Genomic DNA, 26,747 nt, shown 5'->3' with positions numbered 1-26,747 from the left:
GCGATCGCACGTTCCCGTGCGAGGTGTTCAGCCGCTTTGTTCCCCCAACATCTGGTCCATCATGTCACAGCAACGCCGCGCTTCCGTTGCCTTTGTGTTGGTGACGCTCGGTCTGGACGCGATCGGCGTCGGCATCATCGCGCCCATCGTGCCGGGACTGGTCCGGCAACTGACGCATCTGCCGCCGGAACGGGCCGCGCCTTGGGTTGGCGCGCTGATCGCCGCTTACGCCGGCGTGCAGTTCCTCGCGGCGCCGATCCTCGGTGAACTGAGCGACCGCTTCGGCCGCCGCCCGATTATCCTGACGTCAGTGTTCGGTCTCGGCTGCGACTACGTCTTCCTGACGTTCGCGCCCAACCTCTGGTGGCTGTTCGCCGGGCGGCTAATCGCCGGCGCGACATCAGCCAACGTGCCTGCCGCGACGGCCTATATCGCGGATGTGTCGCGGCCCGAAGACCGCTCCCGCCTGTTCGGGCTGATCGGCGCGACCTTTGGCGCGGGCTTTGTCATCGGCCCCGCGCTCGGCGGTTTCCTCGGCGGATTTGACCTGCGGCTGCCGTTCACCGTTGCCGCCGGGCTATCATTCATCAACCTGTGCTTCGGGTTCTTCGTGCTGCCGGAGAGCCTGGCGGAGGAGCGTCGGCGACCGATCACCTGGGCGCGAGCCAATCCATTCGGTTTCCTGCTCGGCGTGGTGCGCGATCGGGCGCTTGTGCGGCTGGCTGTGGCGTGGTCGTGCACCTGGATCGGGCTAGGCGCGGTGCAAAGCAGCCTGGTGCTGTTCACCGGCTACCGCTTTGGCTGGGGTTCGCTGCTGAGCGGGTTCGTGCTCGCCGGCGTGGGTCTTTCACAGGCGGTCGTGGAAGGCTTTCTGCTGCGCCATGTCACCGGCCGGATTGGTGACCGAAGCACCGCCATCGTGGGATATCTGTGCGGCGCGCTTGGCTACGGTGTCCTCGCCATCGCGTTCGCCGGCTGGACTATGATACCGGCCGTGGCGTTGATCGCGCTGGGCGGGCTGGCCACGCCGTCGGTTCGCGCCATGGTGTCGAGCCGCGGCGCGGTCAACAGCCAGGGCGAGATGCAAGGCGTGCTGTCGGCGGTTGAAGGCCTGACAGCGATCGTCGCGCCGATGCTGACCGCCGATCTGTTCTACGCCTTCACCACCCATCTTGTCCCAGTGGTGTTCCCGGGTGCGCCGTTCTTGTTCGCCGCGGGATCGGCGTTGCTGGCCGGCGTTCTGATGCGCCAGTTGTAGGGAAGTCGCATGGTACGCCGGTGTTGGCACGGCTGCCGGTCTGGCAACGTACGCATCCTTCGACTGTCAGGGCGCTGGACAATTTGCGGCTGTTCGGACCTCGGCCGTCGCGCGCGGGGTTGGAATAGTGGAGCGATCTTATACCATGTGTGGACGGCCCCTTGGGTTCAAGACGGCTATGCACAGGATGAGCTGAGGGTCGCATGCGGTCATGTGTCCGGCCTGTTGGCGCGGTCGCATGACCGCTGGCCCAGATGGGATCCGCAAGCGAGTGCCAAACAACCGCGCGGCCTGGTTCGGCCACAGGTATAAACGGCATTTCTCGCTTGTCGGTGCGACCGTTGGTCATCTTGCTGTTGGCCTTGAACCCCGGCAGCCGCTGCGGCTAGGCGGTAGCCGGCTGATGCCGGTAGGCCTCGCCGCGCGACATCATCGCCCACACGATGCGGGCTGTCTTGTTGGCCAGCGCCACCGCAGCCAGCTTCTTTGGCTTGCGCGCGAGCAACGCCAGCAGCCAGGTGGAGGTGTTTGGCCTGCCTGGCCTGACATGCTGGATCACCGCGGTGGCGCCCACCACGAACAAGCTGCGCAACCGTTCATTGCCGGCTTTGCTGATGCGGCCCATGCGCTGCTTGCCGCCCGTCGAGTGCTCCTTCGGCGTGAGGCCAAGCCAGGCCGCGAAGTGGCGCGCGGAGGCGAAGTCCTGGCTATCAATGGCGAGTGCCAGGGTGATGGCGGTGACCGGGCCAATGCCGGGCACCTCAGCCAGCATGCGGCTGACCGGGTTGGCCTTGTGCTGGGCGAGCAACTCGGCATCGAGTTCGCCAATCTGGCGGTCAAGCTCTGCGATCTGCTCGCCGATGCGCACAAACATCGTCCGTGCCGCCGCTGGGATCGCCGTCTCGGCACCCAGCCTGTCCAGCAACGGTTGGACATGCGCCGTGCCTTTGCCGGCAATGACGCCGAACTCGGTGGCATGCCCGCGCAGGGCGTTTATTAATTGAGTGCGTTGGCCGACCAGCATCTCACGGTGGCGCAGAATGACCAGCGCGGCTTGCCGCTCGGCGCTCTTGACCGGCACCGAGGCCATGCCAGGGCGCGACGCCGCGTCATTGATCGCTTCGGCATCGGCGCGATCGTTTTTGGCGCGCTTGACGAACGGCTTGACGTACTGAGCCGGTATCAGGCGCACCGTATGGCCCAGCCGGGCCAGCAAGCGCCCCCAATGATGCGCGCCGCCGCACGCCTCCATGATCACCTCGGTGCTGGGAAGCTTGCCAAAGAAGGTTTCCATTTCTGCGCGCCTGAGATTCCTGCGCACAACAGGATGTTCCTGCTCATCGACGCCGTGCAGCGTGAAAACATGCTTGGAGGTATCAATGGCAATGCGCTTAAGCTTCATCTGGACGGTCCTCTTGTTGGAGCTATGACAACCCAACTTTGGCACGCGATGCCGTGGGGCCGTCCACCCCAACAGCCGTCGCGGGACTTGACACATCGGCGACGCGACGTCGTCCTGCCGACGCGGGTCAGCATCCACGCCTTTTCCAAGTCCATGCAGGCGCGGATGGCGGCCCTTCGCCCGCCATGACGGTCAACGTCGCCACGCCGACCGGTCAACATCCAAGGTCGTTGGTATCAGGTTGGAATCGCGCGTGAAATACAGTTGGAGCGGTTCCACTCCTGGTGCGACCGCTCCAGCGACCCTTCGTCAGACGCCGCAAGCGAGCAGTGCCTGCTGCCACGGTTCAGCGGCAGCTCAGGAAGGCGCCGCGGCGGGCAGGGCGCCGCCCGCGATCAGACTAGCCCAGCCCCCGAAAGTCCGCCGAACACACCCAGCGCGCAGGTGACCGCCGCCACGATGACCACCGTCCACAGATACCATCCGCGCAACCGGTGCGCCTGCGGCAGCGCCTGCACCGCCAGGGCAATCAGGAAGCCGAGCACGATCGGCAGCATCAGCGCGTTCATCACCTGAACGCCCACGTTCAGGGACACTAGATCCGGCCATACGCCCACCACCGCGGCCCCCACGACCACGCACAGCGCGTAAACCCCATAGAACCAATGTGCCTCCAGCGGGTGCAGCTCCAGGGAGCGGCGATAGCCGGTCACCTCCCCCAGGCCCCAGGCGAAGGCGAGCGACGCGACGATGGCCGCGACCATGCCGGCGCCCAGCACGCCCAGGCCGAAGACCATGTTGCCGACGGTGTTGCCCAGGAACGGCGTCAGCGCCTGGCTCATCTGACCAACCGAGGAAAGGCTCGCCCCCGGATTGGTTCGGCCGATCGTGGCGGCGCAGGCGATTAGCACCGCGGCCATGATGAGCTGTGTGAGCAGCGCGCCGATGGCGGTGTCCCAGCGGGCCACGGTCAGATGGTCGGGCCGCAGCCGCTTATCGGCAACGGCGGACTGCTGGTAAAACACCATCCAGGGCATCACCACCGCGCCGATGTTGGCCGCCGCGAGATACAGATAATCTGGATTGCGATAAGGAATGCTGATGCTGCCGACGAGCATTTCCGATAGGTTCGGGTGGGCGGCCCAGGCGACGAAGAAGAACGCCAGTTCGAACAGACCAACCGCGATGGCGACACGTTCGACACGGCGATACGAACCGGTGATTACCACGACAAGCAACGTGATCGCCGCGATCGGCAGGGAGATATAGCGGGGCAGGCCGTATAGCTCCCCCACCCCGGCGACGCCGGAAAACTCGGTCAGCAGCGCGCCGAGGGTGGCGACGCCCAGGCCAACCGCCGAGATCCAGGCCCAGCCTTTGCCAAAGGTGTCCCTGATCAGCTCGCCATGGCCCCGGCCGGTGAAGATCGCCAGACGAACCGTCAGCTCCTGCACCATATAGAGGATCGGCACCAGAACGAACTGCAGCGCCAGAAGCTTGTAGCCCCACTGTACCCCGCTCTGCCCGGCGGTGATGACGCTGCCGACATCCGTGTCGGCCAGCATGACCACCAGTCCGGGACCGAACACGGCCAGTAGTCGCGGCAGCCGGCGGCCGGCCCGCGAGCTCGTGTGCGAAGTCGCCACTTCATCCAGCATTGCGAATGGTTCTCAATCAGGAAAGCCGTGCCTACCGCCGCCGCCGCCGCTTTGTCAAATCGCATTGCTTTGCCAGCGGCTTTCGCGGACAACGCAGGGCCGAGGAATGGACCGCGCGCGATGCCCGAACTTTACCTGCACAACAGCCTGACCCGCCGCAAGGAGCGGTTCGAACCAGTCGATCCGAGCCATGTCCGGATGTATGTCTGCGGCCCGACGGTCTATGACCTCGCCCATGTCGGCAACGCCCGGCCGGTGGTCGTCTACGATGTGCTCGCCCGGCTGCTGCGCCGGCTGTATGCATCGGTGACCTATGTCCGCAACATCACCGACGTGGACGACAAGATCAACGCCCGCGCCGGTGAAACCGGCGAAGCGATCGGCGTGATAACCGCCCGCACCACCGCCGACTTCCACGCCGACATGGCCGCACTGGGTGGATTGCCGCCGGATCAGGAGCCGCGCGCAACGGCGCACATCGCCGAGATGATCATGATCATTGAGCGGTTGATCGGGTCCGGCCATGCTTATGAAGTCGAGGGGCACGTGCTGTTCGCGGTTGCCTCCGATCCCAGCTACGGCACGCTGTCCGGGCGCAGCCAGGACGAACTGCTGGCCGGGGCACGGATCGATGTCGCGCCATACAAGCGGGATGCTGGCGACTTTGTACTCTGGAAGCCATCCTCGGACGAGCTGCCGGGCTGGGACAGCCCCTGGGGCCGCGGCCGGCCCGGCTGGCATATCGAGTGCTCCGCGATGTCCTGGCGCTACCTGGGCGAGACCTTCGACATCCACGGTGGCGGCAGCGACCTGATCTTCCCGCATCATGAAAACGAGATGGCGCAGAGCCTGTGCGCCTTTCCGGGTAGCCGCTTCGCCCGCATGTGGATGCACAACGGCATGTTGCAGGTGAACGGCGAGAAGATGTCCAAGAGCCTGGGCAACTTCTTCACGGTGCGCGACGTGCTGGCGAAAGTCCCCGGGGAGGTGATCCGGCTGCTGCTGCTGCGCACCCATTACCGGTCTGAACTGGATTTCTCCGATCAAGGCCTGGCTGACGCGCGGCGGGAACTGGACCGCTTTTACCGCGCATTGGAACGGTTCCCGCAGATGGCGGCCGGCGAGATGCCGGCAGCCGTGCTGGCGGCGCTGTGCGACGACCTGAACTCGCCTTTGGCGATCTCCGCCATGCACGGCTTGGCGGATGCGGCACTGGCCGGCGACCGCGCCGCCGCCGCCGGCCTGCGCGCCGCCGGGGACATGCTGGGTGTGCTGCAACAGGCGCCGGACGTCTGGTTTCGGGGCGCGGCGGATGACGCGCCGGAAATCGAGGCAGCCATTGCCGAACGCCTTGCGGCGCGTCAGGCGCGGAACTTCGCGCGGGCGGATGCAATTCGCTCGGAACTGGCTGCGAAAGGTATCCTGCTGGAGGATGGGCCGAAAGGCACCACTTGGCGACATTCCGCGAGCGTGGACCTCAAGGGCGCCGGCAAGATCACGGTTGATGCCGAAACAAAGCCCGGCACGTGACCGGACGGGACGGCGGCGCTGACCTGCACCCGATCGGCAATGCACCCGTCGTGATTCTGGTGCGGCCGCAGTTGGCCGACAATATCGGCGCCTGCGCCCGGGCAATGGCGAATGGCGGCCTGTTCCACCTGCGGCTGGTGGCACCACGGGATGGCTGGCCGCAGGAGAAGGCCTGGCGCACCGCATCAGGCGCCGATCGGCTGCTGGATGTGGCGACCGTGCATCCCACGGTGGCCGACGCGGTGGCCGACCTGCATCATGTTTTCGCCACCTGTCCGCGGCCACGTCACATCGTCAAGCCGGTGCTGACCGCCCGCGGCGCCGCGGTCGAGTTGCGGGCGGTTAGCACCCGCGGCCTGCGCGCCGGGCTGCTGTTCGGGCCGGAGCGGGCCGGGCTGGACAACGACGACATGGCGCAGGCCGACGCCCTGGTGCGCTTCCCGCTCAATCCGGACTTCATGTCGCTGAACCTGGCGCAGGCCGTGCTGGTAATGGCCTACGAATGGTGGACGGCGGATGACGGCACGCCGCCGCGCACGCTGATGACCAACGAGACAGCGGTCGCGACAAAGCGGTCGCTGGAGAACTTCCTGACGCACCTTGTCGATCAGCTCGACGCCTGCGGCTTCCTGCGCAACCTGCCGAAGCGGCCAGGCATGGTGCGCAACATCCGGCACCTGTTCCAGCGCGGCGAGATCACCGAGCAGGAGCTTCGCACCTTGCACGGCATGGTGACGGAACTGGCGATCGGCCGCCGGCGGCGCGGCCGGATGGAGGGCGAATTCGAGGCATGATTTGCATGTCGCGCCACGATCACGCCGCCGGACCGGCTGGCTGTCGCGCCGATGACCGAGATCGTCCGGAAGACCCGCCCGACCACGCGCGTCAGCGTGATCCGACGCCATTTCGATCGGCAAGACCCGCGACGTGCCGATCAGCCTGACCCGGTCCGCCGACAATCGCGCCATATCGGCCTCGCGCCATTGCGACCAGTGGTGGCTTGACCCCGTGCCAGGCGATGACCAGCATCGCGATGTGTTCGGCGGAGGCATCACGCCGCCGGCCGCACGCGCCAGCGACAGGAGCCAGCATGGCGGCGACGGGTGACCATTACGATGTGATCGTGATCGGCAGCGGGCCAGGGGGTGCCACATTGGCGCAAAGCCTGGCCGCCACCGGCAAACGCATCCTGATGCTGGAGCGGGGCGATTACCTGCCACGCTCCCGCACCAACTGGGATTCCAAGGCGGTCTTCGTCGACGCCATCTATCAGACGAAGGAGACCTGGTTTGGCGGCGATGGCAGCACGTTCCATCCGGGATTGCACTACTTCGTCGGCGGCAATTCCAAGGTCTATGGCGCCGCCCTGTTCCGATTGCGCGAACGTGACTTCCAGGAATTGCAGCACACGGACGGCATCTCGCCGGCCTGGCCGCTCGGCTACGACGTGTTCGAGCCGTACTACACCCAGGCCGAGGCGCTGTATCACGTGCACGGACAGCGCGGCGAGGACCCCAACGAACCGTGGTCCAGCGCGCCCTATGCCTATCCGCCGGTGCAGCACGAACCGCGCATCGAGGGCCTTAGTGACATCCTGAAGCAAGAGGGACTGCATCCCTTCCACCTGCCGCTGGGCATCAAGCTGGAGCAGAACCCCGACGGCAGCGCGACCACCTACAGCCCCTGCATCCGCTGCGACGCGTTCGATGGTTTCCCCTGCGCCATCAACGCCAAGGCCGACGCCCAGGTGATCTGCGTCGATCCCACCCGCGCCGCCCACCCCAATTTCACGCTGCTGACCAACGCCTATGTCACCCGGCTGGAGACCGATGCCGCCGGCCGCAGCGTCAGCCGCGTGCACGTGATCCGCGACAACAATTTCGAGCAATATTCGGCCGACATCGTGGTGGCCGCGTGCGGCGCGCTGAGCTCCGCCCTGCTGCTGCTGCGATCCTTGAGCGACGCGCACCCGAACGGGCTGGCCAACGGGTCCGATCAGGTCGGACGCAACTACATGCGTCACAACATGTCCATCGTGATGGCGTTGCTGAAGGAGCCGAACCACACGGTGTTCCAGAAGACGCTGGCGTTGAGCGACTTCTACTTCGGCAGCGACGAGTGGCCTTACCCGATGGGCCTGATCCAGATGTGCGCGACCACGCATGGCGAGCAGATCCGCGGCGAGGCGCTGCCCGCCATGCTGTCCTGGCTGCCGGAAATGCCGTTCGAGAAGATGGCGGAGCATTCCATCGACTTCTGGATGCAAAGCGAGGACCTGCCACGGCCGGAGAACCGCATCCGTTACGATGGCGACCGTGTCATGCTGGATATCCACGAAGGCAACGAGGAAGCTGCCAAGCGGCTGCGGGCCAAGTTGCAGTCGTTGCTGGGGCCGCTGGGCGGCTGGCCGCATCTGATCGACCGCCGCCTGTATCTGGGCCAAAACATCCCGATCGGCGGAACCGCGCATCAGGCTGGCACCTGCCGTTTCGGCACCGATCCGGCAACCTCGGTGCTGGACCTTGATTGCAAGGCGCATGAGCTAGACAACCTCTATGTTACGGACGCGAGCTTCTTTCCGTCGATCGGCGCGGTGAACCCGACATTGACGATCATCGCCAACGCGCTTCGGGTGGCCGACCACATCAAGCAGCGGCTGGGTGCATGATGATGCGTCCAGCGGTTGCAACTGCTGGCGATGCAAACGCCGAGCATTTCCAGGTGCGGCGGATTCGGCAGATTTGCCGGGTGGTGTCGGACCTGCCGCGGGCGGAAGCATTCTACCGCGACGCACTGGGGTTCCAGACAGTCTCTCACGGACCCGTCGACCCCCTGATCCTGGCAGCGCTCGGCCTTGCCAACGCTAAAGCCGAGGAGGTCGTGCTGCGGCTGGGCACGCAGGTCGTCGCCCTGGTGCGAATGATGCCGCCGGGCAGCCCATACCCGGCCGATAGTCAAAGCAACGATCTTTGGTTTCAGCATCTCGCGATCGTGGTGACCGACATGGCGGCGGCCTATGATCACCTGGGCCGGCAATCGGGGTGGCAGCCAATCAGCCAGGGCGGCCCGCAACACCTGCCGCCGGCGAACGGCGGCGTGCGGGCTTTCAAGTTCCGCGACCCGGATGGTCACCCGCTGGAGCTGATCTGGTTTCCACCCGGTCAAGGACGGGCAATCTGGCACGAGAACGTGGCTGGCGGGCTGTTCCAGGGTATCGACCACAGCGCGCTGTCCGTCGCCTCGACCACGGAAAGCCTGGGCTTCTATCAGGCACTCGGGTTTCACGTGAGCGACCGGTCGCTGAACCAAGGTCCCGCGCAGGATCGGCTGGACGGCTTGCCGGACGCGCAGGCGCGGATCACCGCACTGCGTCCCGCGTCGGACACCAGCCCCGGCCTGGAATTGCTCGGCTACATGCCACCAGGGCGCACCGCGACGGCCATTCAGTCGAACGATGTGGCTGCCGACTGGGTCACGATCGAGGTCAGCCCTTCGCCGAGCGACCAGCCTTGCGGCAGGCGTGATCCCGACGGACATCGGCTGATCCTGGTCGGTGAGGGCGCTGGCGCCACCGGACTGCCGGGGACGGCCTTGTGACGGAACGCCGCGTGCGTTGGGAAGTTCAGGCTGACTGACGACCGGTATCAAAGGAAGCAGCCAATGAGCGAGACCAGCGGACCCCGGCCGGACGTGCCGTACTGGCATCTGTGGCGCGACGAACAGGGGATCAGCCACCAGACCCGCTGCACCCTGACGGGGTTTGAACTGAAGGGCGTCGGCGGCGCCGCGCCGCAGTGGAACAACAAGCAGGACCGCTCCGAGGCGACGGTCGTCTACACGGTGCAGCCGGTTGGCTGGGTTGGCGAGTGGCACGAAAACCCGGCGCCGCAATGGATCGTCGTGCTGTCCGGACGTTGGTGGATCGAGTCGATGGACGGTACGCGCATCGAGCAAGGGGCCGGCGAATTCTCGCTCGGTGAGGATCAGGGCTGCAGCCTGACTGACGGGCGCAAAGGCCACCGGTCGGGCACCATCGGCGATGTGCCGGCGGTGCTGATGACCGTGCAGTTGCACGTGCCGCCCGTCCCCAAGCCGTGCCATCTCAGCTAGATGAACGAACTGGAAATCCTGGACCCGCGCTTCCGGGCCTATGTCTTGCCGAATGCGCCGCTGGTGAAACTCGGCGAGGGGTTCGCCTGGCTGGAAGGCCCGGTGTGGTTCGCCGACCTGAACTGCCTGCTGGTCAGCGATCTTCCCAACGACCGGATCATGCGCTGGACCGAGGACGGTGGCCTGTCGATATTTCGAAAACCCTCCGGCTTCGCCAATGGCCACACCCGTGACCGGCAGGGCCGGTTGATCGGCTGCTCGCATCGGCATCGCTGCATTACTCGGACGGAGCTGGACGGCAGCATCACCGTGCTGGCGGACCATTACGACGGCAAGCGATTGAATTCGCCGAACGATATCGTGTGCCGGTCGGACGGGACCATCTGGTTCAGCGATCCGCATTACGGCATCAACACGGATTATGAGGGCGGCAAGCAGACGGCGGAACTGCCATCGGCGCTGTATCGCCTCGATCCTAGCGATGGCGGGTTGCGGGTGATGGCGGATGACTTCGTCGGGCCGAACGGCCTGGCGTTCTCGCCCAACGAGCGGCTGCTGTACGTGGCCGAGAGCGGACCGCAGTTCGCCGCCGATCCGGAGCGTCATATCAGGGTGTTCGACGTGCTGGATGATGGCGAGCGGCTGGCCGGGGGACGGGTGTTCCATACCGTCACGCCGGGCTTCGCCGACGGGTTTCGGGTGGATCAGGACGGCAATGTCTGGAGCAGCGCGGGCGACGGCGTGCATTGCATCGCGGCGGACGGCACGAAGCTGGGCCGGATCAAGGTGCCGTTCACCGTGTCGAACCTGACGTTCGGCGGCCGCAACCGCTCACGCCTGTTCATCTGCGCGTCGCACACGCTGTTCGCGATCTACACCAACCAGCGCGGCGCGCAGCAGCCATAGGTTATCGTCGGGCCGACCATGGTACCGGCGGGCGAGACCTTGACCCGTTGGGCGATACGCATTGGTCATGCTGATCCTGGGGTCGCGCCCGTTCCAATCAAGTCGCTCCGTTTTGAACCCGTCATGGCCGGGCTTGTCCCGGCCATCTTTGCACCAACGGCTGGGGGCGGATGGCCGGGACGAGCCCGGCCATGACGAAGTGGTGCAACGTGATCGGCAACCGCTCTAAAGCGCGATTGGTTTAGGTTGACCCACGAATCGCGCTTTAAGGCATTGTTTGATCGCGTGATTCACGCCTTCTGACTGGGTCAGCCGCAGGCGATCACGCTCTTACGCCTATGGTGCCTTCGCCCCATGACGGTTGCCGCAGCCGCGCCAACCGATCAACACATGTGCGGATCGATGTCACTCCGCGTTCGGCGGCCTGACCATATCGCGCAGGCTGAAGGTGAACGGTGGCGGTTCACTGCCGGCCAGCAGCGCGCTGGCGCTGCTTCTCAACGCCTCGGCGCGGATCGAGGCCTCCCGGCGCTGCGCCGGCGGCTGGTTGCTCAGATCCGTGACGTACTCGCCGGCAACCTCGGTCATCGCGGCGGCAAACATTGTCCGATACGTCCGTTCGCTTGCGGTCAGGATCGGATCAGCCGAACCCGCGATGGCCGCCGTGCCAGTCTTGCCGCGTGCGTCGGCTGCCGCTGGAACAGGCATGCGCGGTGAAGCAAGCGGGGACGCCGGGGCGAAACCGGCCACCTGAGCCGGGTTGGCCGATGCGGCGGGATTCGCCGGCAGGACCGGTTTGGCGGCTGTGGCAACCGATCCGGCAACCGGTGCATCAGCAACCGCTACCGCGGCCGCCTGGGCCGCCAACTCAGCCCGCGCCTGTGCGACCATGATCTCGGTCTGCCGCAGCGACTCGAGCACCTCGTTCTCATAGGCTTCGTCATATGGCTCTGTCGCCGGCGCTTCTGTCGCCGGGGGGGCCGCCTGGCTGCGCTCCAGCGCGCGACGGTTCTGCTCCGCCGCACGGTTCAACGAGGCCGCGTTGCCGCGCAGCCGCAGCATCATCGGCAGCCCGATCCCATCCGCCATCGACAGGCTGAGCGAGCCCAGCGCGGCGAGACCGAAGGCGACGATCTGCGCGACCGCCAGCAGGTCCATCCGGCTGCTGACCCGGTAAGCCTCCACCGTCTCACGCGCCGCGAGGCGGGCAAACTCGACATTGCCGCCGCTGCCGCACAGAAACATCGGTGCCAGCAGGTTGATCAGCAGGCTTATCAGCACGTCACTCGGCCGGATCGGCAGGGCGTCGTGCGTTGCTGGCTCGCCGCGGGTGGTGGTTTCGCTCATGGTTCGTCCCGAAAAATGCTGGCGGACTTCTACCCTAAGTTGTAACAAGAATCAAGCATTGTTTCCTATATGAACTTTGACGAAGCGAACATCAGTGGCGTGTCTAGTGGCCAAAACCTGACACGTCGTACGGTCCGCCATGTGGGTAGCAGCGCAGGTGCACCTGCTTCATCCGGCGGCCGCACGGTCCAGCGCGGCAATGTCCAGCTTTACCATCTCCGTCATAGCGGCGAAGACACGGGCCGAGACGGTCGGGTCTGGGTCGGCGAGGAGACGCGGCAGTATCTCGGGTACGATTTGCCAAGGCACGCCCCATCTATCGCGTAGCCAGCCGCACTGGATTTCCGATCCGCCATCGGCGGTGAGCGCGGCCCACAGCCGATCTACCTCCGCCTGGTCGGCGCACGTCACTGAGATCGAAGCGGCGGTTCCGTAGCTGGCCGGCGCGCCGCCGTTCAACGCTTGGAAGCTCTGACCGCCGAGGGTGAAGGTCACCAGGATCACGTCGCCCGCTTCCCCGCCGGGCCACATTCCTGGGGAGCGCTGGATGTTCTCGATGCTGGAGCCGGGCACGACAGAGACATAGAAGCGGACGGCCATCTCCGCATCTTTCCCAAACCAGAGGCAGGTGCTGACTTTCGGCATTGGCGACTGTTTCCTCTCCGAGGTACATCTTCGCATCGGGTACCAACTGTCAAATTTCAACCACTAGACCACTTTCAGGCTGACTGTACAGCCTGAAAGTGGTCTGGCTCCGTGTTTGCTCACATGATAGACGCGCGCTGAACGTTCCGCTCAGCGCGATCATGCTCCGGGTCACCGAGCTTACGGGCGAGCCTGTCAGGCGATCCTTCAGATCTTCAGGCGCTTCGCCAGCAGGTGCGCGCCGGTCACCGCGCTGATAAGGATCGCGCCCCACATCGCGTTGCGGTGACGGCTGGTAAACATCTCCCAGCTTCCGCTGCGGGCCTGGCCGTCGAAGCGACCATGCGCGCCATAGGCGCCCGGCACCGGATCGAACAGGTTGCCCGGCGCATCCGGGTCCGACCGCTGGTCGGTGATCTGGCCGGTATAGCCAGACTTGGCGAGGTAGCGGTCGATCAGCCCCGGCGCGATCCGGTTGGCCAGGATCGCCTGCACCGTGGGAAAGCCGACCCAGATCTGCCGCCGCGGGTTGAAGGCGCCAAAGTAGATGGCGCGCGCGGGCACCTCCGGCTGATAGATCGGCGGCACGGGCTGCGCCTTGTATCCCATCTTGTTGCGCGCCCAGTCGAATTGCGGCGTGTTGACCGCGGGCAGGTCCACCGCGGTCAGGGTGATGTTGATCTTGTCGTGCAGCAGCTCGGATCGCAGCGCGTCCAGGAAGCCACGGATGGCGAACTTGGCGCCGCAGTAGATCGACTGCAGCGGCACGGAGCGGTAGGCCAGCGCGGAGCCGACGCTGACGATGGAGCCGCGGTTGCGCGGCCGCATGTGCTTCAACGCCGCCATCGTGCCGTGCACCTGACCCAGGTACGTGACCGCTGTGCCGCGTTGGAATTCCTCGGCGGTCAGTTTGTGGACCGGCGCGAACACCGTCGCCATCGCCACGTTCACCCAGACATCAATGGGGCCGAGTTCCTGCTCCACCCGGTCGGCGGCGGCTTCCACGGCCTTGGCGTCGGCGACGTCGGTGGGGATCGGCAGGACGCGGACGCCGAACCGCCGCAACTCGGCGGCCGCGTGCTCCAGCCGGTCGGGATCGCGCGACAGCAGCGCCAAATCGCAGCCGTTGCGCGCGAACTCGGTCGCCGTTGCTCGGCCGACGCCCGCGCCGGCGCCGGTAATCACTACGATCTTATGCATGTCCAATCCCCCTTGTGCGGCGCGTCAACGCGGCAACGGGCTGATCGTTGATCGAGCGTCCGATCAGGTCTTGGGGATGAACCTGCGGACCGGTGCGGTAGGCGGCGGGGAAACACGCTGATAACGTGCGGCTGATACCGCCGCCGGTGCGGTGGCGGAACGGAGGGAACCGACCATGGATCTGGGACTGCAAGGCAAGAAAGCCATCGTCTGCGCCGCCAGCAAGGGGTTGGGGCGCGCCTGCGCGATCTCCCTGGCGAGAGAGGGGGTCGAGGTCGTGATCACCGCCCGCACGGCGTCCGAGCTTGAGGCGACGGCGGCGGAGATCCGGCGGATGACGGGGGTGACGGTCACCGCGGTGCCTGGTGACATCACCAGCGAAGCCGGCCGAGCGGCGGCGCTGGCGGCGTGTCCGGCGCCGGATATCCTGGTGAACAACAATGGCGGGCCGCCGCGCGGCGATTTCCGCGACTGGGACCGTGAGGCGTGGATCAAGGCGGTGGACGCCAACATGCTGGCGCCGATCTTCCTGATCAAGGCGGTGGTGGACGGCATGATCGAGCGTCGGTTTGGCCGCATCGTCAACATCACCTCGGGCTCGGTGAAGTCGCCGATCCCGGAGCTGGGCATGAGCAACGGCGCCCGCGCCGGCCTGACTGGTTTTGTCGCCGGCCTGGCGAGGCAGGTGGCGAAGCACGACGTGGTCATCAACAATATTCTGCCTGGGCCGTTCCTGACCGACCGGTTGCGTGGCGGGTTCCAGGAGGCCGCGCGGTCCAGCAACCGGCCGGTGGATGAGCTGGTGAAGGAGCGGCTGTCGACCAATCCATCCGGGAGGCCCGGCGACCCTGCCGAGTTCGGCGACGCCTGCGCGTTCCTGTGTTCAGCGAAGATCAGCTACATCGTCGGGCAGAACCTGCTGCTGGATGGTGGGGCGTTTAATGCTTCGATTGGGTAGGGTGGTGACAGTGTCGCTGGAACGGTGAGGCGATGCCAGGGTGATGAAACGGCTTGCTGATGTATAGATGGCGCCTGTTTCCGCGCTTCGTGGAAACAGGCTCGTCACGCTGCACAGGGTTTTTTACGAGTTACCTGGAGGTTATTCCCGGCTTTCCGACACTCCACCGTCTTGTTGCGGCGATGATCTGCCTGCCTTGATAGTCTGCATGTGGTGGAAACCGAACATTCAGGTATCAGGGTAATGCACTGATTGGAGCTCCCGAAAATAGCCGATATCGGGAAACGTCGACTTACCATATCCTCGTTATGCGGCTTTGACATACGGGGAAAGGCTCTCGCCAGCATCCTTTTCCAGCTCCTTAGCAAAATGCAAGAGCCGACAGACGGAGACGCGTGTGGCAAAGCAATTCATCATCGGTATTGATTGGTATGGCCCGTATGGCCGCAGTGAAGCGATAGAAAAGATCCCGGATTTCGGTGCGGGATTATATTTCGCTATCGGCTCCCCTAAAGGAAAGGGCAACCACAAGCGGCGACCGCAATATATCGGCATTAGCAACTATAATGTTGCTCGCCGCAGCACAAACCTACAACATCATGTAATGAACAATCTAAATTACGCTCAAGGCTTATGGTTGGGAGAAGTCTCCACAGCGGAACCGTCAGGAAGAAGATTAACCGCTACGCCTAATACACTTCGATATGCCGAGTGGCTTCATGTGTATTTTATGGGGCTACCGATGAATACTAAATTAAACAGACCTCCGCCCAAACCGGCGACACTCTTGAATCGATGGTGGAGAACAGATTACGAGACGCCTCGATACCAACGCCCCCATCCAACTTGGCCCGATCTGATCGATTTCGCGGGACGCGACTTCCGGGCGCGCTCGGTTTGGTTCGGTGGACGCCAAATCGTCCACCACCCATCCGAATTTTCGCTGTGACTGGTGGTATCATATCACATATGGAGACTTGCACCATTTTCCGAAGTATCCGATGCGTTATTAACCCCTGATGCGCGTTATCGTTCCGCGAGGGCGAGGAGCATCTTCATAGTCTAACAACTGTTCGGGGGTCAGGATCAGCCCACGGCAGCGCGAATTGATGTTATCCGGACTTTTGCCGAATCCGCATCTGGCGCAAGCTTCGATCATTTCACATCCTGGATAGTCGGAAAATGGATGAAACCAATGGTGGGCAAATTTCTGCTGCGCTGCCGCTGCATCTTTAGCGCGCCGAAATTCCGTGCGTTCTATTTGCTCTACTTTCTTCCCTCGATTGGCTTTTTCCCAGTGAAATTTATCCACCACGGTTCTCAACCTCCATTAGCGCGGCCATAGGCGTCGCCTAGCCGGCGCTGGTCGATCCTATGTGTTGAACGGCACGACCTTTTCGGCGCGTTTCTGGAGATCGTGCGCGTAAGCCGAAAGTTTGTTGGCTTGGAAAACGCAAGTTTCCTGCAGCCTGCTTAGGTCACCTTGCAGCTTCGAGACCGAGCCTTTTAGCTCTTGGACTTCATCCCTGAGCGCTTTCACCTCCTTGTTTCCGCGACTTACGACTTCGACGATGGCGGCAAAAGCCTTCAGCTTCTCCTCAGGCAGCGTCTGTGTAATTCCAGTAATCCGGGCTTTCGTCGACATTCGCGCAACCTTCTCGATGAGCGCCCATGCCGTGCCAGGTATTCTGCGTTCACCAAGAGCCCAGGATTGCACAGTTCGAAGCGGGACCTGAGCCAATGCTGCGAACGAGGACTGGTTCAGGCTCAGGCCCTTGACTTCTGCTCGAAACTCGCTGGCGCTCATGCTTTGCGACTTCATCGGGAACAACTCTGATTGACTGTGTGCGCAGTTTATACGCACAAAGTGCGTAAGGAGTCAATGCTCGGGTCGAGGCGTATGAAGCAACCGGCTGCCCCTGCAAGGTTAATCCCGCCATATGCCCTCGGCTTAGAGCGACAACCCGTAAGCCTGAACCGCCGTTTCCGCATCGATCCGCCGCTCCGCCAGGTCCCGCGCCACGGCATCCCGCGGGCGAGCCGCCGGCGGCCCATAGCCGCCCGAGCCACCAGTGACAACCTCGATCCAGTCGCCCTGGCGTAACATCCCTGATCCATGATCCAACAGCGCGGACGCCTGGATCGTCGCCTTGCCTCCGTCCAGCCCACCGTCCAGCCCCCAGGGCGTCAACAGCAACCGCGCCCCATCCACCCGCACATGGCAATCATGATCCGCCCGGTACACCCGCCGTATCGCCATCCCGCCGCGGTATTGTCCGGCCCCACCGGACCCGTCCACCAGTTCGTAACGCAGCAAGATCAGCGGGTATTCCAGCTCCAGCGCCTCCACCGGCAGGTTGGAGGTGTTAGTCATGTGCACATGCACCCCATCCAGGCCGTCCTTGTTGAACCGCGCGCCGGAGCCGCCACCGATGGTTTCCAGATACACCCACAGCGCGCCGTCCGCCGGCTGGTGACCGGCGAACGTAATGGAAAAGCAGGCGCCGTTGGAGGCGGCCGTGACCTGCTCCGGCACCGCTTGCGCCAGCGCGCCGAAGATCAGGTCCACCACCCGCTGGCACAGCGACAGCCGCCCGTTCACCGCGGCGGGATGCACGCAGTTGACGATGCTGCCGGCGGGGGCGGTGACGCTTAGCGGTCGCGCCAGACCGGCATTCGGCAGGATCGTCGGATCAACGATCGCCTTGACCGCGTAATAGACCGTCGAGAGCAGCGCCGTCATCGTCATGTTCAGCCCCGCGCGGACCTGCGGCGGCGCCTCGAACGCCAAATGCATCTGCCCGCCGGTTACGGTGATCGCGCAGGACAAATCGAGTTCGCCATCGATCTCCGGACAGTCGTAGCGATCGGCGAAGCGGTAAACGCCATCGGGGATCAGCGCGATCCCCGCGCGCATCTTGCGTTCGGCGTAATCCTGCAGCGCCGCGCCGGCTTGCATGACCGTCTCGCGGCCGTACTTGGCGCACAGGCCTTGCAGCCGCTGCACGCCGAGCCGGTTGGCTGCCATCTGGGCGCGGAAGTCGGACAGTCGTTCTCGGGGGACCTGGCAGTTCAGCAGGATCAGCGCCTGCACATCCTGTTGCAGCACACCGGCGCTATACAGCCGGATCGGCGGAATGCGCAGCCCCTCCTGATAGATATGCGCGTGACCGCGGTCGGCGAAATCCGCGTGGTGCGCCAGGTTCACCGCCCAGGCGAGCATCGCGCCATCGACGAACACCGGCTCCGCCAGCACGATGTCGGGCAGGTGCGTGCCGCCGCCCTGATAGGCGTCATTGCCGCAGAACACGTCGCCCGGCCGCATCTGCTCGATCGGGTGGCGCCGCATGATGTGCGGGATCAGGTCGAGGAAACTGCCCAGGTGCATCGGGATATGTTCAGCCTGGCACAGGGTGCGTCCCTCCAGGTCGAACAGCGCGGTGGAACAGTCCCGCCGCTCCTTGATGTTCGTCGAGTAGGACGCGCGGACCAGCGCCTCGCCCATCTCCTCGGCGATGGAGGACAGCGCGCTGCCGATCACCTCGACCGTGATGGGATCGATCATGCCGCCTTCGACAATGCCTGATCAACGCTGATACGCCATGCCATGCGCGCACACCCTCCGAGGACGTGTTATGGCAGAAGCAAGATCGGGGCGCTGCCCCAAACCCCGCCAAGGGCTGACGCCCTTGGAACCCGTCTATTGATGGGATCAAAGGGGGCTGGCCCCCTTTGCGGGTCCAGGGCAGCGCCCTGGCCTTACCTCTTTGACCCAATGCACTATGATGCGCCTATGTCGCCCCCTGTCGAGCCCGTTGCGTCCGATCCCACGCTGCCCGACCATACGGATGTCGTGATCATCGGCGGCGGCATCATCGGCGTCACCACGGCCCTGTTCCTGGCGGAGAAAGGGACTGCCGTCACTTTGTGCGAAAAAGGCTGCATCGGCGGCGAGCAGTCGTCCCGCAACTGGGGCTGGTGCCGTACCATGGGCCGCGACAAGGGCGAAATCCCGCTGGCGATGGACAGTCTGCGCCTGTGGCGCGACATGAACCGCCGCACCAGCCGCGAAACCGGCTTCCGCCAAGCCGGCGTGATGTATCTATGCGAGACCGAACGGGAGATCGCCGCGCAGGAGGCCTGGCTTTCCGAGGCCAGCCAATATCAGGTCGATGCCCGCCTGCTGCGCGGTTCGGCTCTGGACAAAGCCCTGCCCGGCGCCAGCCACGCCTTCACCGCCGGCATGCACACACCGTCCGACGGGCGAGCCGAACCCGCCATCGCCGCCCCGGCGATCGCCGAGGCTGCCCGCGACCACGGCGCGCTGATCTTTACAAATACCGCGGTCCGCGGCATCGAGCGTAGCGCCGGCCGCATCAGCGGCGTTGTCACCGAACGCGGCCGCATCGCCTGCGGCGCCGTGGTGCTGGCCGGCGGCGCCTGGTCGCGCCTGTTCGCCGGCAACGCGGGGCTTGATCTGCCGCAACTGAAAGTCCTCGGTTCGGTGTTTCGAACCACGCCGTTGCGCGGGGCACCCGAGATGACGGCCGCCGGATCAGTCTTCGCGTTTCGCAAACGGCTGGACGGCGGCTACTCGATCGCCCGTCGCAACGCCAACACGGCGGAGATCACGCCCGACCATTTTCGCCTGCTGTCCGACTTCCTGCCGCGTATCATCAACAACCGCAACGAGATCCGCCTGCGCATCGGCCGGCGATCCTGGGACGAACTTCGTATCGCGCGCCGTTGGAACCTGGATGAAGCCACCCCGTTCGAGGCGGTCCGGATGCTGGATCCCAAACCCAAACAGGGCGTGCTGGACGAGGCGCGCAAGGTCCTGTCCCGCGCCTTCCCGGCGTTTGCCGGCATGAAAATCGCCGAGTCCTGGGCCGGCCTGATCGATGTCACGCCCGATGCCGTGCCGGTGATCGACCAGGTCAGCCACACACCGGGCTTTTTCATTGCCACCGGCTTCTCCGGTCACGGGTTCGGCATTGGGCCGGGCGCCGGCCGGCTGATGGCGGACCTTGTGGCCGGCGACCGGCCGGCGGTCGATCCGACGCCTTTCCGTCTCGCCCGGTTCGCGCGAACGACAGCGGCCTGACCACCGGCCGTGACGCGGCGTACGGCTCTCATCAGGCAAACGCGTTCGTCTGGCGATTATCGTGAGGCCGGCGCGTCCGTCTGATGCATAGCGGCCTTTCCGCTTCGGCGCGGCAACTATTGGCTTGGATAGGCTACTGGGGGGCAACCAGATGAACCAGTCTGGTTGAAGGGCGTCCGCGTTGCCGATGATAATCACCTCGACCGCATCGCAGCGTGCGATGTTCGTCTTCATCTGCTTTGTCTGGGGCACCACCTGGCTGGCGATGAAAATCGGCATCGCCACGGTGTCGCCTGGCGTCTTCGCCGGCCTGCGCTGGAGCATCGCGGGCGCCATCCTGCTGGCGTTCCGCCGCTTCCGCGGCCAGCGGGTGATGCCGCCGCCCCGGCTGATCGCGCGCCTGCTGTTCGTCTCGATACTGCTGATCACCCTGAACCAGGTGATCCAGCTTTATGCCTTGAAGCACATCACCGCCGGCCTCGCCGCGGTGATCAGTTCCGCGCTGACCCCGATCGCCCTGCTGGTGTTCGCTGTTGGCTGTGGGCAGGAACGGTTCAACATCCGTCAGCTTGGCGCGATCGGTGTCGGCATCATCGGCGTACTGGTGTTGTTCGGCCCGGCTGCCCTGGCTGGCAGGCTGGACGTGTGGGAGATGATCGGCGCCGCCGGCGTCATCATAAGCTGCCTCTGCTATAGCGCCGGTTCGGTGATGACCCGGCCAATCATGCGCACCCTGGAACCGGTCCAGTTGGCCGGCCTGACCGACCTGACCGGTGGCCTGATATTGCTGCTTGCCTCGCTGGCCGTCGAACCAGGAGCGTGGCGGTCGATGCAATTCCACTGGGGATGGCCGGCGTTGCTGGCCTGGCTGTACCTGCTGGTTCCTGGTGCGCTGCTTTCCACCACGATGTATCTCATGCTGGTGCGCGACTGGGGCGCCAGCCGATCGGGAACCTATGCGTTCATCTCCCCGGTCATCGCGGTGGTGATCGGCTGCGGGTTTTTTGGCGAAAAGCTGGATTGGGGCGACGCCGCGGGCATGACGCTGATGCTGGGCGCCTCCGGCCTGGCGCTGCGGCCGGCTCGCCTGCGCCCTGTGCCATCGACCGCCAGGGCGGTGTCGTCCTCAACCGCTTGAGAGACCATGCCGTCCGCAAGCAAAACCGAGAATCGAGCTAGCAGACGCTTGCCAGGACGTATGTTAGTCCTTTCGACTCTTATCGTGTTGCAACGGGGAAACGGGTTCAGATGGCCTCATCGTCGCTTAGCATCACGCAGTTCGGCAGTTATTTTGCCGGCGGCAAGCGCATTGATGTCGCGGGTCAGGCGACGCGCTCCATCCATTTCTCCGCCCAGGCCGCGATCGAGCATGACCCCAACGGGACCTACTGGATCGAGCAGGCCTATGTGCAATTCATCGTTCCGGCGAATGCTGGCGGGCGACCGCCCGTCGTGCTCGTGCATGGCGGCTGCCTGACGGGCGCGATGTGGGAAACGACGCCTGACGGCCGCCCCGGATGGCTTGACCGCTTTCTGCGGGCAGGCTTCCCCGTTCACCTGGTGGACGGGGTGGAGCGCGGCCGAGCGGGCTGGTGCGCCTTGCCGGGGGTCTGGCCGGAGACGCCGGTCGCGCGCAGTGCGCAGGAGATGTGGACGTTGTATCGGTTCGGCCCGCCCGAGGGCTATCCGCACCGGCAAGCCTTCAAGGGGCAGCGGCATCCAGTGGCGGCGCTGGACACACTGCTTTGCCAGCACGTGCCACGCTGGTTCTCCACCATCCCGGCTGCCGCGGAGGCGCTGGTGGCGATACTCGATCGCATCGGGCCCGCGGTCCTGGTGTCGCACAGCAATGGCGGCTTGATCGCGTTGGAGGCGGCGTGGCGTCGCCCTGACCTGATCGCTGGCGCGGTCCTGGTGGAGCCATCGGGTTTTCCGCAAGGTGAACCCGCCGCGAAGCTGAGCGGCATTCCCTTTCTGTTCATGATGGGTGACTATCTTGACGCGACACCACTCTGGCAAGGACTAGCGGCGGCGATGACGGGATTGGCCGTTCGGCTGATCCAGCAGGGCGCACGGGTGACCGACTGGCGTCTGGCCGAGATGGGCGTGCACGGAAACTCCCATATGCTCATGATGGACGACAACAGTGATGATCTCGCGGCACGTGTTGTGGGATGGATTGAAACCGAAGTGCTTTCCTGAGCAAGCGCGCCGGCACTGATGGGTTTGAAGCGGTGGTTAGCAACCCCGGCCAATCTGCGATAGCGTCACCTAACGCTATCACTCACGCGGCGAACCGATAGTCCTGGTGGCGCAGGCTTTCTACGCGGCTGATCGAAGCGATCGACGCCGGCAGGCTCCTTGGCATGCATCAAGGCGCTGCCCTGTCCCCCGGTTGTCTGAGGGGCAAAATCCGTGCACTGTAGGTTAACCTAGTTATACCGATCATTATAAAGTCGATCGGTGACCGAGGTCATTTTGATGGCTGGGGCGCGTCGGCATTCCTGTCGCGTGTTCATCGTAGGATACGGCGCCTTGAAATCGGGCTTTGTTGGCCGATGGATCAAGCGGATTTGCATCCTTGTACAAATGGAGGGCCGCGACCATAGCCGACATCGTCCTGATCAATCCTCGGTTCAGCCCATCCTATTGGGGAATGAACTACGCGTTACCCTTTCTCGATGCCAAGGCGGTGCTGCCGGTGATCAACCTGCCGCTGCTGGCGGCGCTGACCCCGGCGGATCATACCGTCACGCTGATTGACGAAAATGTCGAAGCGATCGATTTCGAGCGCTGCGCCCGCGCCGATATCGTCGGCGTCACCGGCATGAATGTTCAACGTGCGCGCATGCATGAAATCCTCGGCGAACTGAAGAAGCGGCAAATCTTCACGGTCGTCGGCGGTCCCTGGGTCACCGTCTTTCCGGAAGATTTTGGCGACGTTCCAGACGTGGTGTTCGTCGGCGAGGCGGAGGAGACCTGGCCGCGCTTCCTGGTGGAATGGCGCGAAGGCCGCCATGGTCGGCATTATGAGCAGGCCGAAAAGACCGACATGGCGACAGTGCCGCCACCACGCCTTGATCTGTTGCGAATGAGCAAGTATGTCTATGGCAGCGTGCAGTTGTCGCGGGGCTGTCCGTTTACCTGTGAGTTCTGCGACATCATTGTGGTGTTCGGCCGCCGCCCGCGAGTCAAAGGCGTGTCACAGGTCATCGCCGAACTCGAAGGCTGCCTTGCCGTCGGCAAGACCAATCTTTTCATTGTCGATGATAATCTGATTGGCAACAAGAAAGTCATAAAAGGCATCCTGCGTGAGATCATCGCCTGGCAGGAGGCGCGTGGCTACCCGCTCAGCTTCGCTACGGAGGCTTCGATCGACCTCGCGGAAGACGAGGAACTTCTGCGGCTGATGTTCGATGCCAATATCACCGAAGTGTTTGTTGGCATCGAATCGCCCAACGAGGAGGCGTTGCGGGAAACCAAGAAAAGCCAGAACCTGACCGACAGGCACGGCAGCTTGCTCGACAAGGTCCATCGCATCCAACGGGCTGGCATCGAGGTGTGGTGCGGGATGATCGTCGGCTTCGACACCGACGATGAGAGCGTGTTCGACCTGCAACGGCGCTTTCTGCGGGACGCGCGGATTCCGCTCGCCATGGTCAATGTTTTGGTGGCAATTCCGCGGACCCCGCTTTTCGCCCGGTTGCAGAAGGAAGGACGGCTCGACAACAGCGGAGAGCTGTCGAGTTTTGGCACTGTCAGCACCAATGTGATTCCAAAACGGATCAGCCGGCGCGCGCTATGCGACGGCTACCTGGCCTTGATCCGCGACCTGTACACGCCCGAGGCCTATTTCGGCCGCCTGGATGCGCTCTATCTCGAGGGCGAGCTGCCACCGGCCTCGGCGCGGACGCGCTATCTGCGCCGGCATCCCTGGCGCCGCCTGAAGGCCTGGTCGTGGTCGCTTGCCGAGACAGTTTTCATTGTCATGCAACTGATGCGCGGCGTTCCCGACGCGACGCTGCGCCGCGAGTACCGCTGGCGGCTGTGGAATGTCGTCAAGCGGCCGAAAAGACTCCACTTGCTTCGCATCTATGCGATCCGGTGTGCGCTACACTTTCATTTCGACCGGTTGATCGCCCAGATGCTCGCCGAGCGTGCGCAACTGAAAGACGAAGGCGATGAGGGGGATGTTGAGTTAGTGCCGGCCAAGATCGCGGTCGGCGCCGGAAGGTAGGCCTTGGGCTGGTGCATGGACTGGTTGCCTGAGCCAGTTGGATCCTGCCGCGACGTTGAGAAACGTGTGACTCGAAGGTGGCTCAGCGCCGCTCTCTCGTTCCGGCCATGCTTGCGATAACCTAGGCAACAACCGGCAGGCGAGCGTTCCCATGCGCGGCCTATCTCTCGCTGGCACAAGGAGAGACGCCATGCATCAGGTTACCCACCCCGCCATCCTGTACTTCGGCACCCCTGTCGTGCTGATCAGCACCGTCAACGAGGACGGTTCAGCCAATCTCGCTCCGATGTCCTCCGCCTGGTGGCTCGGCCAGCGCTGTATCCTGGGCCTCGCGGCGATGTCCAAGACCACGCAAAACCTGCTGCGCACCGGCGAGTGTGTGCTGAACCTTCCCTCGGACAGCATGGCCGCTCAAGTGGACCGCATCGCCCGAACCACCGGCAGCGATCCGGTGCCCGAAGGTAAAGCCCGTCGAGGCTATCGCCATGTCGGCGGGAAATTCGAGGTCGCCGGTCTGACCCCAACCGCTTCGCTGATTGTCAAGGCGCTCCGCGTGATGGAATGCCCGGTCCAGCTTGAAGCCGAATTGGAGGCGGTCCACCCGATCGCGGAAAAGGACCCCATCTGGCGCGGCCGCAGCCTGGCGCTGCACGTCGTGGTGCGGAACGTCCACGCCGCGACCGATGTTCTGACCGAGGGCGAACCCGACCGCATCGATCCCGACAAATGGCGCCCGCTGATCATAAGTTTCCAGCACTTCTATGGCCTGGCGTCGGGAAAGCTGTGCAGCTCCGAACTTGCGAAAATTCCGGAGGCCGCCTATCGCGCCTGATCGACAAAGAGGGCGAGCGCATGATCCGGACATTGAAGCAAGGTGCGACCGAAGCTGAAAAAAATCAGGCTGACCGTCGCGTCCGCCAGACGGTGGAAGCCATCCTGGAGGATATCGGCGCTCGCGGCGACGCCGCGGTGCGGGAATTGTCGGCAAGGTTCGACAAGTGGCAACCGGCATCCTTCCGGCTGACGCCAGACGAAATCCAGTCGCTGATCGACAGCCTGCCCACCCAGGTCATCGACGACATCAAATTCGCCCAGGCGCAGATCCGCCGCTTCGCGCAGGCGCAGAAGGAGGCGCTGCGCGATATCGAGGTGGAAACCCTGCCCGGCATCCGCCTGGGCCACAAGAACATCCCGGTGGCCAGCGTCGGCTGCTATGTGCCGGGTGGGCGGTATCCGATGGTTGCCTCGGCCCATATGTCGGTGCTGACGGCGAAGGTCGCCGGGGTGAAACGGATCGCCGCCTGCACGCCGCCGCTGAACGGGGTGCCCCCGGCTGCCACCGTTGCCGCCATGGCGCTGGGCGGCGCCGATGAGATCTACCTGCTGGGCGGCATCCAGGCGATCGGCGCGATGGGGCTGGGCACCGAGACGATCGCGGCGGTGGACATGCTGGTCGGCCCAGGCAACGCCTTCGTGGCGGAGGCGAAGCGGCAACTGTTCGGCCGCGTCGGCATCGACCTGCTGGCCGGCCCCACCGAGACCTTGATCATTGCCGACGACTCCGCCGATGTGGAGATGTGCGCCACCGACCTGCTGGGCCAGGCCGAACACGGGCCGACCTCGCCGGCGGTGCTGCTGACGACCTGCCGACGTATTGCCGAGGGCATCGAGGCGGAGATCGAGCGCCAGTTGGCGGTGTTGCCGACCGCTGACATCGCCAGCGTCGCCTGGCGCGACCATGGCCAGGTGATCCTGTGCGACACCGATGAGGAACTTGTGGCGGAGGCCGACCGGATCGCCAGCGAGCATGTGCAGGTGCTGACCCGCGAGCCGCGCTGGTTCCTCGATCGCATGACCAACTACGGCGCGCTGTTCCTGGGGAAGGAAACCAATGTCGCCTATGGTGACAAGGTGATCGGCACCAACCATACGCTGCCGACAAAGAAGGCCGCGCGCTACACCGGCGGCCTGTGGGTGGGAAAATTCCTCAAGACGGTGACGTATCAGCAGGTCAGCCCGGAGGCGACGGCAATGATCGGGGAATATTGTTCGCGGCTGTGCGCGATCGAGAATTTCTCCGGGCACCAGGAGCAGGCGGATCTTCGGGTGCGCCGGTATGGGGGTAAGAATGCGGCAACATAAAAATGTGCAACGGTTGGCACAGCAGGCTGTATGAACGCCATGCCGTAACGACAACAAGGCGTTAATGACTGTGGATCAGTTCAATTCGCACGACTTGTTCGTGCAAAGTTTTCAAGACAAGTATCGGATCGCGAGAGACTTTCGCTTTCAAGCGTCCGCTCGGTCCGGAAGATCACCTATACACGACCCTGATAGCATTATTATTGTTTGGATAAGCAGGTTCGTCGGCCCAGCGTTTCCACTCGTATCC

Annotated in this window: 24 protein-coding genes; 15 read left to right on the top strand and 9 right to left on the bottom strand. The window is 64.3% G+C overall.

Going from position 1 to position 26,747, the window contains the following annotated elements; translation table 11 throughout:
- Positions 1–61: 61 nt before the first annotated feature.
- Positions 62–1,258: a TCR/Tet family MFS transporter gene (locus ACQY4S_RS22215; RefSeq protein WP_428487376.1), complete on the top strand. Its 1,197-nt coding sequence runs from the start codon at positions 62–64 to the stop codon at positions 1,256–1,258.
- A gap of 385 nt (positions 1,259–1,643) precedes the next feature.
- Here the strand turns inward: ACQY4S_RS22215 and ACQY4S_RS22210 are convergent, their stop codons facing one another.
- Positions 1,644–2,660, bottom strand: coding sequence for an IS110 family transposase (locus ACQY4S_RS22210; RefSeq protein WP_428483443.1), 1,017 nt, complete (start codon positions 2,658–2,660; stop codon positions 1,644–1,646).
- Between the two features lie 395 nt (positions 2,661–3,055).
- Complete coding sequence (locus tag ACQY4S_RS22205) at positions 3,056–4,318, bottom strand: NRAMP family divalent metal transporter (protein WP_428487375.1); 1,263 nt, start codon at positions 4,316–4,318, stop codon at positions 3,056–3,058.
- Positions 4,319–4,438: 120 nt separating this feature from the next.
- Here ACQY4S_RS22205 and cysS point away from each other — a divergent pair, with 120 nt between their 5' ends.
- Together cysS and ACQY4S_RS22195 are read left to right on the top strand one after the other, a co-directional pair.
- A complete protein-coding gene (cysS, locus tag ACQY4S_RS22200) occupies positions 4,439–5,848 on the top strand; it encodes a cysteine--tRNA ligase (protein ID WP_428487374.1) in 1,410 nt (469 codons plus the stop codon).
- Positions 5,845–6,642 (top strand): RNA methyltransferase, encoded by a 798-nt coding sequence (locus ACQY4S_RS22195; protein WP_428487373.1) that lies wholly within the window; start codon positions 5,845–5,847, stop codon positions 6,640–6,642. Before cysS ends, ACQY4S_RS22195 begins: the two co-directional genes overlap by 4 nt.
- 91 nt (positions 6,643–6,733) lie before the next feature.
- Here ACQY4S_RS22195 and ACQY4S_RS22190 read toward each other — a convergent pair whose 3' ends face one another.
- Positions 6,734–6,940 carry a hypothetical protein gene (locus tag ACQY4S_RS22190; protein ID WP_428487372.1) on the bottom strand — a complete coding sequence of 69 codons (207 nt, stop codon included), beginning with the start codon at positions 6,938–6,940 and terminating at the stop codon, positions 6,734–6,736.
- On the opposite strand from ACQY4S_RS22190, the gene ACQY4S_RS22185 reads away from it, so the two are divergent.
- The 4 genes from ACQY4S_RS22185 (at position 6,939) to ACQY4S_RS22170 (ending at position 10,864) form a co-directional block, all read left to right on the top strand.
- Positions 6,939–8,516 carry a GMC oxidoreductase gene (locus ACQY4S_RS22185; protein ID WP_428487371.1) on the top strand — a complete coding sequence of 526 codons (1,578 nt, stop codon included), beginning with the start codon at positions 6,939–6,941 and terminating at the stop codon, positions 8,514–8,516. The two genes, ACQY4S_RS22190 and ACQY4S_RS22185, sit on opposite strands and share 2 nt — an antisense overlap.
- The gene (locus ACQY4S_RS22180) at positions 8,513–9,445 is read left to right on the top strand and encodes a VOC family protein (protein ID WP_428487370.1); all 933 of its coding nucleotides are present in this window, start codon (positions 8,513–8,515) and stop codon (positions 9,443–9,445) included. Before ACQY4S_RS22185 ends, ACQY4S_RS22180 begins: the two co-directional genes overlap by 4 nt.
- A gap of 63 nt (positions 9,446–9,508) precedes the next feature.
- Positions 9,509–9,958: a cupin domain-containing protein gene (locus tag ACQY4S_RS22175; RefSeq protein WP_428487369.1), complete on the top strand. Its 450-nt coding sequence runs from the start codon at positions 9,509–9,511 to the stop codon at positions 9,956–9,958.
- Positions 9,959–10,864 (top strand): SMP-30/gluconolactonase/LRE family protein, encoded by a 906-nt coding sequence (locus ACQY4S_RS22170; protein WP_428487368.1) that lies wholly within the window; start codon positions 9,959–9,961, stop codon positions 10,862–10,864. It abuts the gene before it with no gap.
- Positions 10,865–11,269: 405 nt separating this feature from the next.
- Here the strand turns inward: ACQY4S_RS22170 and ACQY4S_RS22165 are convergent, their stop codons facing one another.
- From ACQY4S_RS22165 to ACQY4S_RS22155, 3 genes are all read right to left on the bottom strand, one after another.
- Entirely contained in the window at positions 11,270–12,211 is a 942-nt protein-coding gene (locus ACQY4S_RS22165; RefSeq protein WP_428487367.1) for a hypothetical protein, read from the bottom strand.
- Between the two features lie 168 nt (positions 12,212–12,379).
- The gene (locus ACQY4S_RS22160) at positions 12,380–12,856 is read right to left on the bottom strand and encodes a VOC family protein (RefSeq protein ID WP_428487366.1); all 477 of its coding nucleotides are present in this window, start codon (positions 12,854–12,856) and stop codon (positions 12,380–12,382) included.
- A gap of 207 nt (positions 12,857–13,063) precedes the next feature.
- Positions 13,064–14,056, bottom strand: a complete 993-nt coding sequence (locus ACQY4S_RS22155; RefSeq protein WP_428487365.1) for an SDR family oxidoreductase — start codon at positions 14,054–14,056, stop codon at positions 13,064–13,066.
- A gap of 175 nt (positions 14,057–14,231) precedes the next feature.
- Between ACQY4S_RS22155 and ACQY4S_RS22150 the strand changes: the two genes are divergently transcribed.
- Together ACQY4S_RS22150 and ACQY4S_RS22145 are read left to right on the top strand one after the other, a co-directional pair.
- Complete coding sequence (locus ACQY4S_RS22150) at positions 14,232–15,014, top strand: SDR family oxidoreductase (protein ID WP_428487364.1); 783 nt, start codon at positions 14,232–14,234, stop codon at positions 15,012–15,014.
- Positions 15,015–15,411: 397 nt separating this feature from the next.
- Positions 15,412–15,963 (top strand): hypothetical protein, encoded by a 552-nt coding sequence (locus ACQY4S_RS22145; RefSeq protein WP_428487363.1) that lies wholly within the window; start codon positions 15,412–15,414, stop codon positions 15,961–15,963.
- A 60-nt stretch (positions 15,964–16,023) separates the two neighbouring features.
- Here ACQY4S_RS22145 and ACQY4S_RS22140 read toward each other — a convergent pair whose 3' ends face one another.
- The 3 genes from ACQY4S_RS22140 to ACQY4S_RS22130 form a co-directional block, all read right to left on the bottom strand.
- Positions 16,024–16,329: a hypothetical protein gene (locus ACQY4S_RS22140; RefSeq protein WP_428487362.1), complete on the bottom strand. Its 306-nt coding sequence runs from the start codon at positions 16,327–16,329 to the stop codon at positions 16,024–16,026.
- Positions 16,330–16,386: 57 nt separating this feature from the next.
- The gene (locus tag ACQY4S_RS22135) at positions 16,387–16,821 is read right to left on the bottom strand and encodes a helix-turn-helix domain-containing protein (protein ID WP_428487361.1); all 435 of its coding nucleotides are present in this window, start codon (positions 16,819–16,821) and stop codon (positions 16,387–16,389) included.
- 144 nt (positions 16,822–16,965) lie between these two features.
- Complete coding sequence (locus ACQY4S_RS22130; RefSeq protein WP_428487360.1) at positions 16,966–18,579, bottom strand: hydantoinase B/oxoprolinase family protein; 1,614 nt, start codon at positions 18,577–18,579, stop codon at positions 16,966–16,968.
- 228 nt (positions 18,580–18,807) lie between these two features.
- Here ACQY4S_RS22130 and ACQY4S_RS22125 point away from each other — a divergent pair, with 228 nt between their 5' ends.
- From ACQY4S_RS22125 to hisD, 6 genes are all read left to right on the top strand, one after another.
- Positions 18,808–20,118, top strand: a complete 1,311-nt coding sequence (locus ACQY4S_RS22125; RefSeq protein WP_428487359.1) for an NAD(P)/FAD-dependent oxidoreductase — start codon at positions 18,808–18,810, stop codon at positions 20,116–20,118.
- Between the two features lie 187 nt (positions 20,119–20,305).
- Complete coding sequence (locus tag ACQY4S_RS22120) at positions 20,306–21,256, top strand: DMT family transporter (RefSeq protein WP_428487358.1); 951 nt, start codon at positions 20,306–20,308, stop codon at positions 21,254–21,256.
- A gap of 110 nt (positions 21,257–21,366) precedes the next feature.
- Positions 21,367–22,320 (top strand): alpha/beta fold hydrolase, encoded by a 954-nt coding sequence (locus ACQY4S_RS22115; RefSeq protein ID WP_428487357.1) that lies wholly within the window; start codon positions 21,367–21,369, stop codon positions 22,318–22,320.
- Between the two features lie 490 nt (positions 22,321–22,810).
- A complete protein-coding gene (locus ACQY4S_RS22110) occupies positions 22,811–24,355 on the top strand; it encodes a DUF4070 domain-containing protein (protein WP_428487356.1) in 1,545 nt (514 codons plus the stop codon).
- A gap of 190 nt (positions 24,356–24,545) precedes the next feature.
- Positions 24,546–25,187 (top strand): flavin reductase family protein, encoded by a 642-nt coding sequence (locus tag ACQY4S_RS22105; RefSeq protein ID WP_428487355.1) that lies wholly within the window; start codon positions 24,546–24,548, stop codon positions 25,185–25,187.
- Between the two features lie 20 nt (positions 25,188–25,207).
- Complete coding sequence (gene hisD / locus ACQY4S_RS22100; RefSeq protein WP_428487354.1) at positions 25,208–26,497, top strand: histidinol dehydrogenase; 1,290 nt, start codon at positions 25,208–25,210, stop codon at positions 26,495–26,497.
- Positions 26,498–26,747: the final 250 nt, after the last annotated feature.

The organism is Rhodopila sp. (assembly GCF_965276935.1).
In the GTDB taxonomy this organism is placed as follows: domain Bacteria; phylum Pseudomonadota; class Alphaproteobacteria; order Acetobacterales; family Acetobacteraceae; genus Rhodopila.
This window is presented reverse-complemented; position numbering and strand designations above follow the sequence as displayed.

Excerpts from the sequence above, each read along its gene's own strand:
- ACQY4S_RS22130 (WP_428487360.1), bottom strand. The coding sequence starts at position 18,579 with ATGATCGATCCCATCACGGTCGAGGTGATCGGCAGCGCGCTGTCCTCC.
- ACQY4S_RS22165 (WP_428487367.1), bottom strand. The coding sequence starts at position 12,211 with ATGAGCGAAACCACCACCCGCGGCGAGCCAGCAACGCACGACGCCCTG.
- ACQY4S_RS22160 (WP_428487366.1), bottom strand. The coding sequence starts at position 12,856 with ATGCCGAAAGTCAGCACCTGCCTCTGGTTTGGGAAAGATGCGGAGATG.
- ACQY4S_RS22120 (WP_428487358.1), top strand. The coding sequence starts at position 20,306 with ATGATAATCACCTCGACCGCATCGCAGCGTGCGATGTTCGTCTTCATC.
- hisD (WP_428487354.1), top strand. The coding sequence starts at position 25,208 with ATGATCCGGACATTGAAGCAAGGTGCGACCGAAGCTGAAAAAAATCAG.
- ACQY4S_RS22115 (WP_428487357.1), top strand. The coding sequence starts at position 21,367 with ATGGCCTCATCGTCGCTTAGCATCACGCAGTTCGGCAGTTATTTTGCC.
- ACQY4S_RS22105 (WP_428487355.1), top strand. The coding sequence starts at position 24,546 with ATGCATCAGGTTACCCACCCCGCCATCCTGTACTTCGGCACCCCTGTC.
- cysS (WP_428487374.1), top strand. The coding sequence starts at position 4,439 with ATGCCCGAACTTTACCTGCACAACAGCCTGACCCGCCGCAAGGAGCGG.
- ACQY4S_RS22185 (WP_428487371.1), top strand. The coding sequence starts at position 6,939 with ATGGCGGCGACGGGTGACCATTACGATGTGATCGTGATCGGCAGCGGG.
- ACQY4S_RS22150 (WP_428487364.1), top strand. The coding sequence starts at position 14,232 with ATGGATCTGGGACTGCAAGGCAAGAAAGCCATCGTCTGCGCCGCCAGC.
- ACQY4S_RS22180 (WP_428487370.1), top strand. The coding sequence starts at position 8,513 with ATGATGATGCGTCCAGCGGTTGCAACTGCTGGCGATGCAAACGCCGAG.
- ACQY4S_RS22170 (WP_428487368.1), top strand. The coding sequence starts at position 9,959 with ATGAACGAACTGGAAATCCTGGACCCGCGCTTCCGGGCCTATGTCTTG.
- ACQY4S_RS22135 (WP_428487361.1), bottom strand. The coding sequence starts at position 16,821 with ATGAGCGCCAGCGAGTTTCGAGCAGAAGTCAAGGGCCTGAGCCTGAAC.
- ACQY4S_RS22155 (WP_428487365.1), bottom strand. The coding sequence starts at position 14,056 with ATGCATAAGATCGTAGTGATTACCGGCGCCGGCGCGGGCGTCGGCCGA.
- ACQY4S_RS22215 (WP_428487376.1), top strand. The coding sequence starts at position 62 with ATGTCACAGCAACGCCGCGCTTCCGTTGCCTTTGTGTTGGTGACGCTC.
- ACQY4S_RS22125 (WP_428487359.1), top strand. The coding sequence starts at position 18,808 with ATGTCGCCCCCTGTCGAGCCCGTTGCGTCCGATCCCACGCTGCCCGAC.
- ACQY4S_RS22205 (WP_428487375.1), bottom strand. The coding sequence starts at position 4,318 with ATGCTGGATGAAGTGGCGACTTCGCACACGAGCTCGCGGGCCGGCCGC.
- ACQY4S_RS22175 (WP_428487369.1), top strand. The coding sequence starts at position 9,509 with ATGAGCGAGACCAGCGGACCCCGGCCGGACGTGCCGTACTGGCATCTG.
- ACQY4S_RS22210 (WP_428483443.1), bottom strand. The coding sequence starts at position 2,660 with ATGAAGCTTAAGCGCATTGCCATTGATACCTCCAAGCATGTTTTCACG.
- ACQY4S_RS22190 (WP_428487372.1), bottom strand. The coding sequence starts at position 6,940 with ATGCTGGCTCCTGTCGCTGGCGCGTGCGGCCGGCGGCGTGATGCCTCC.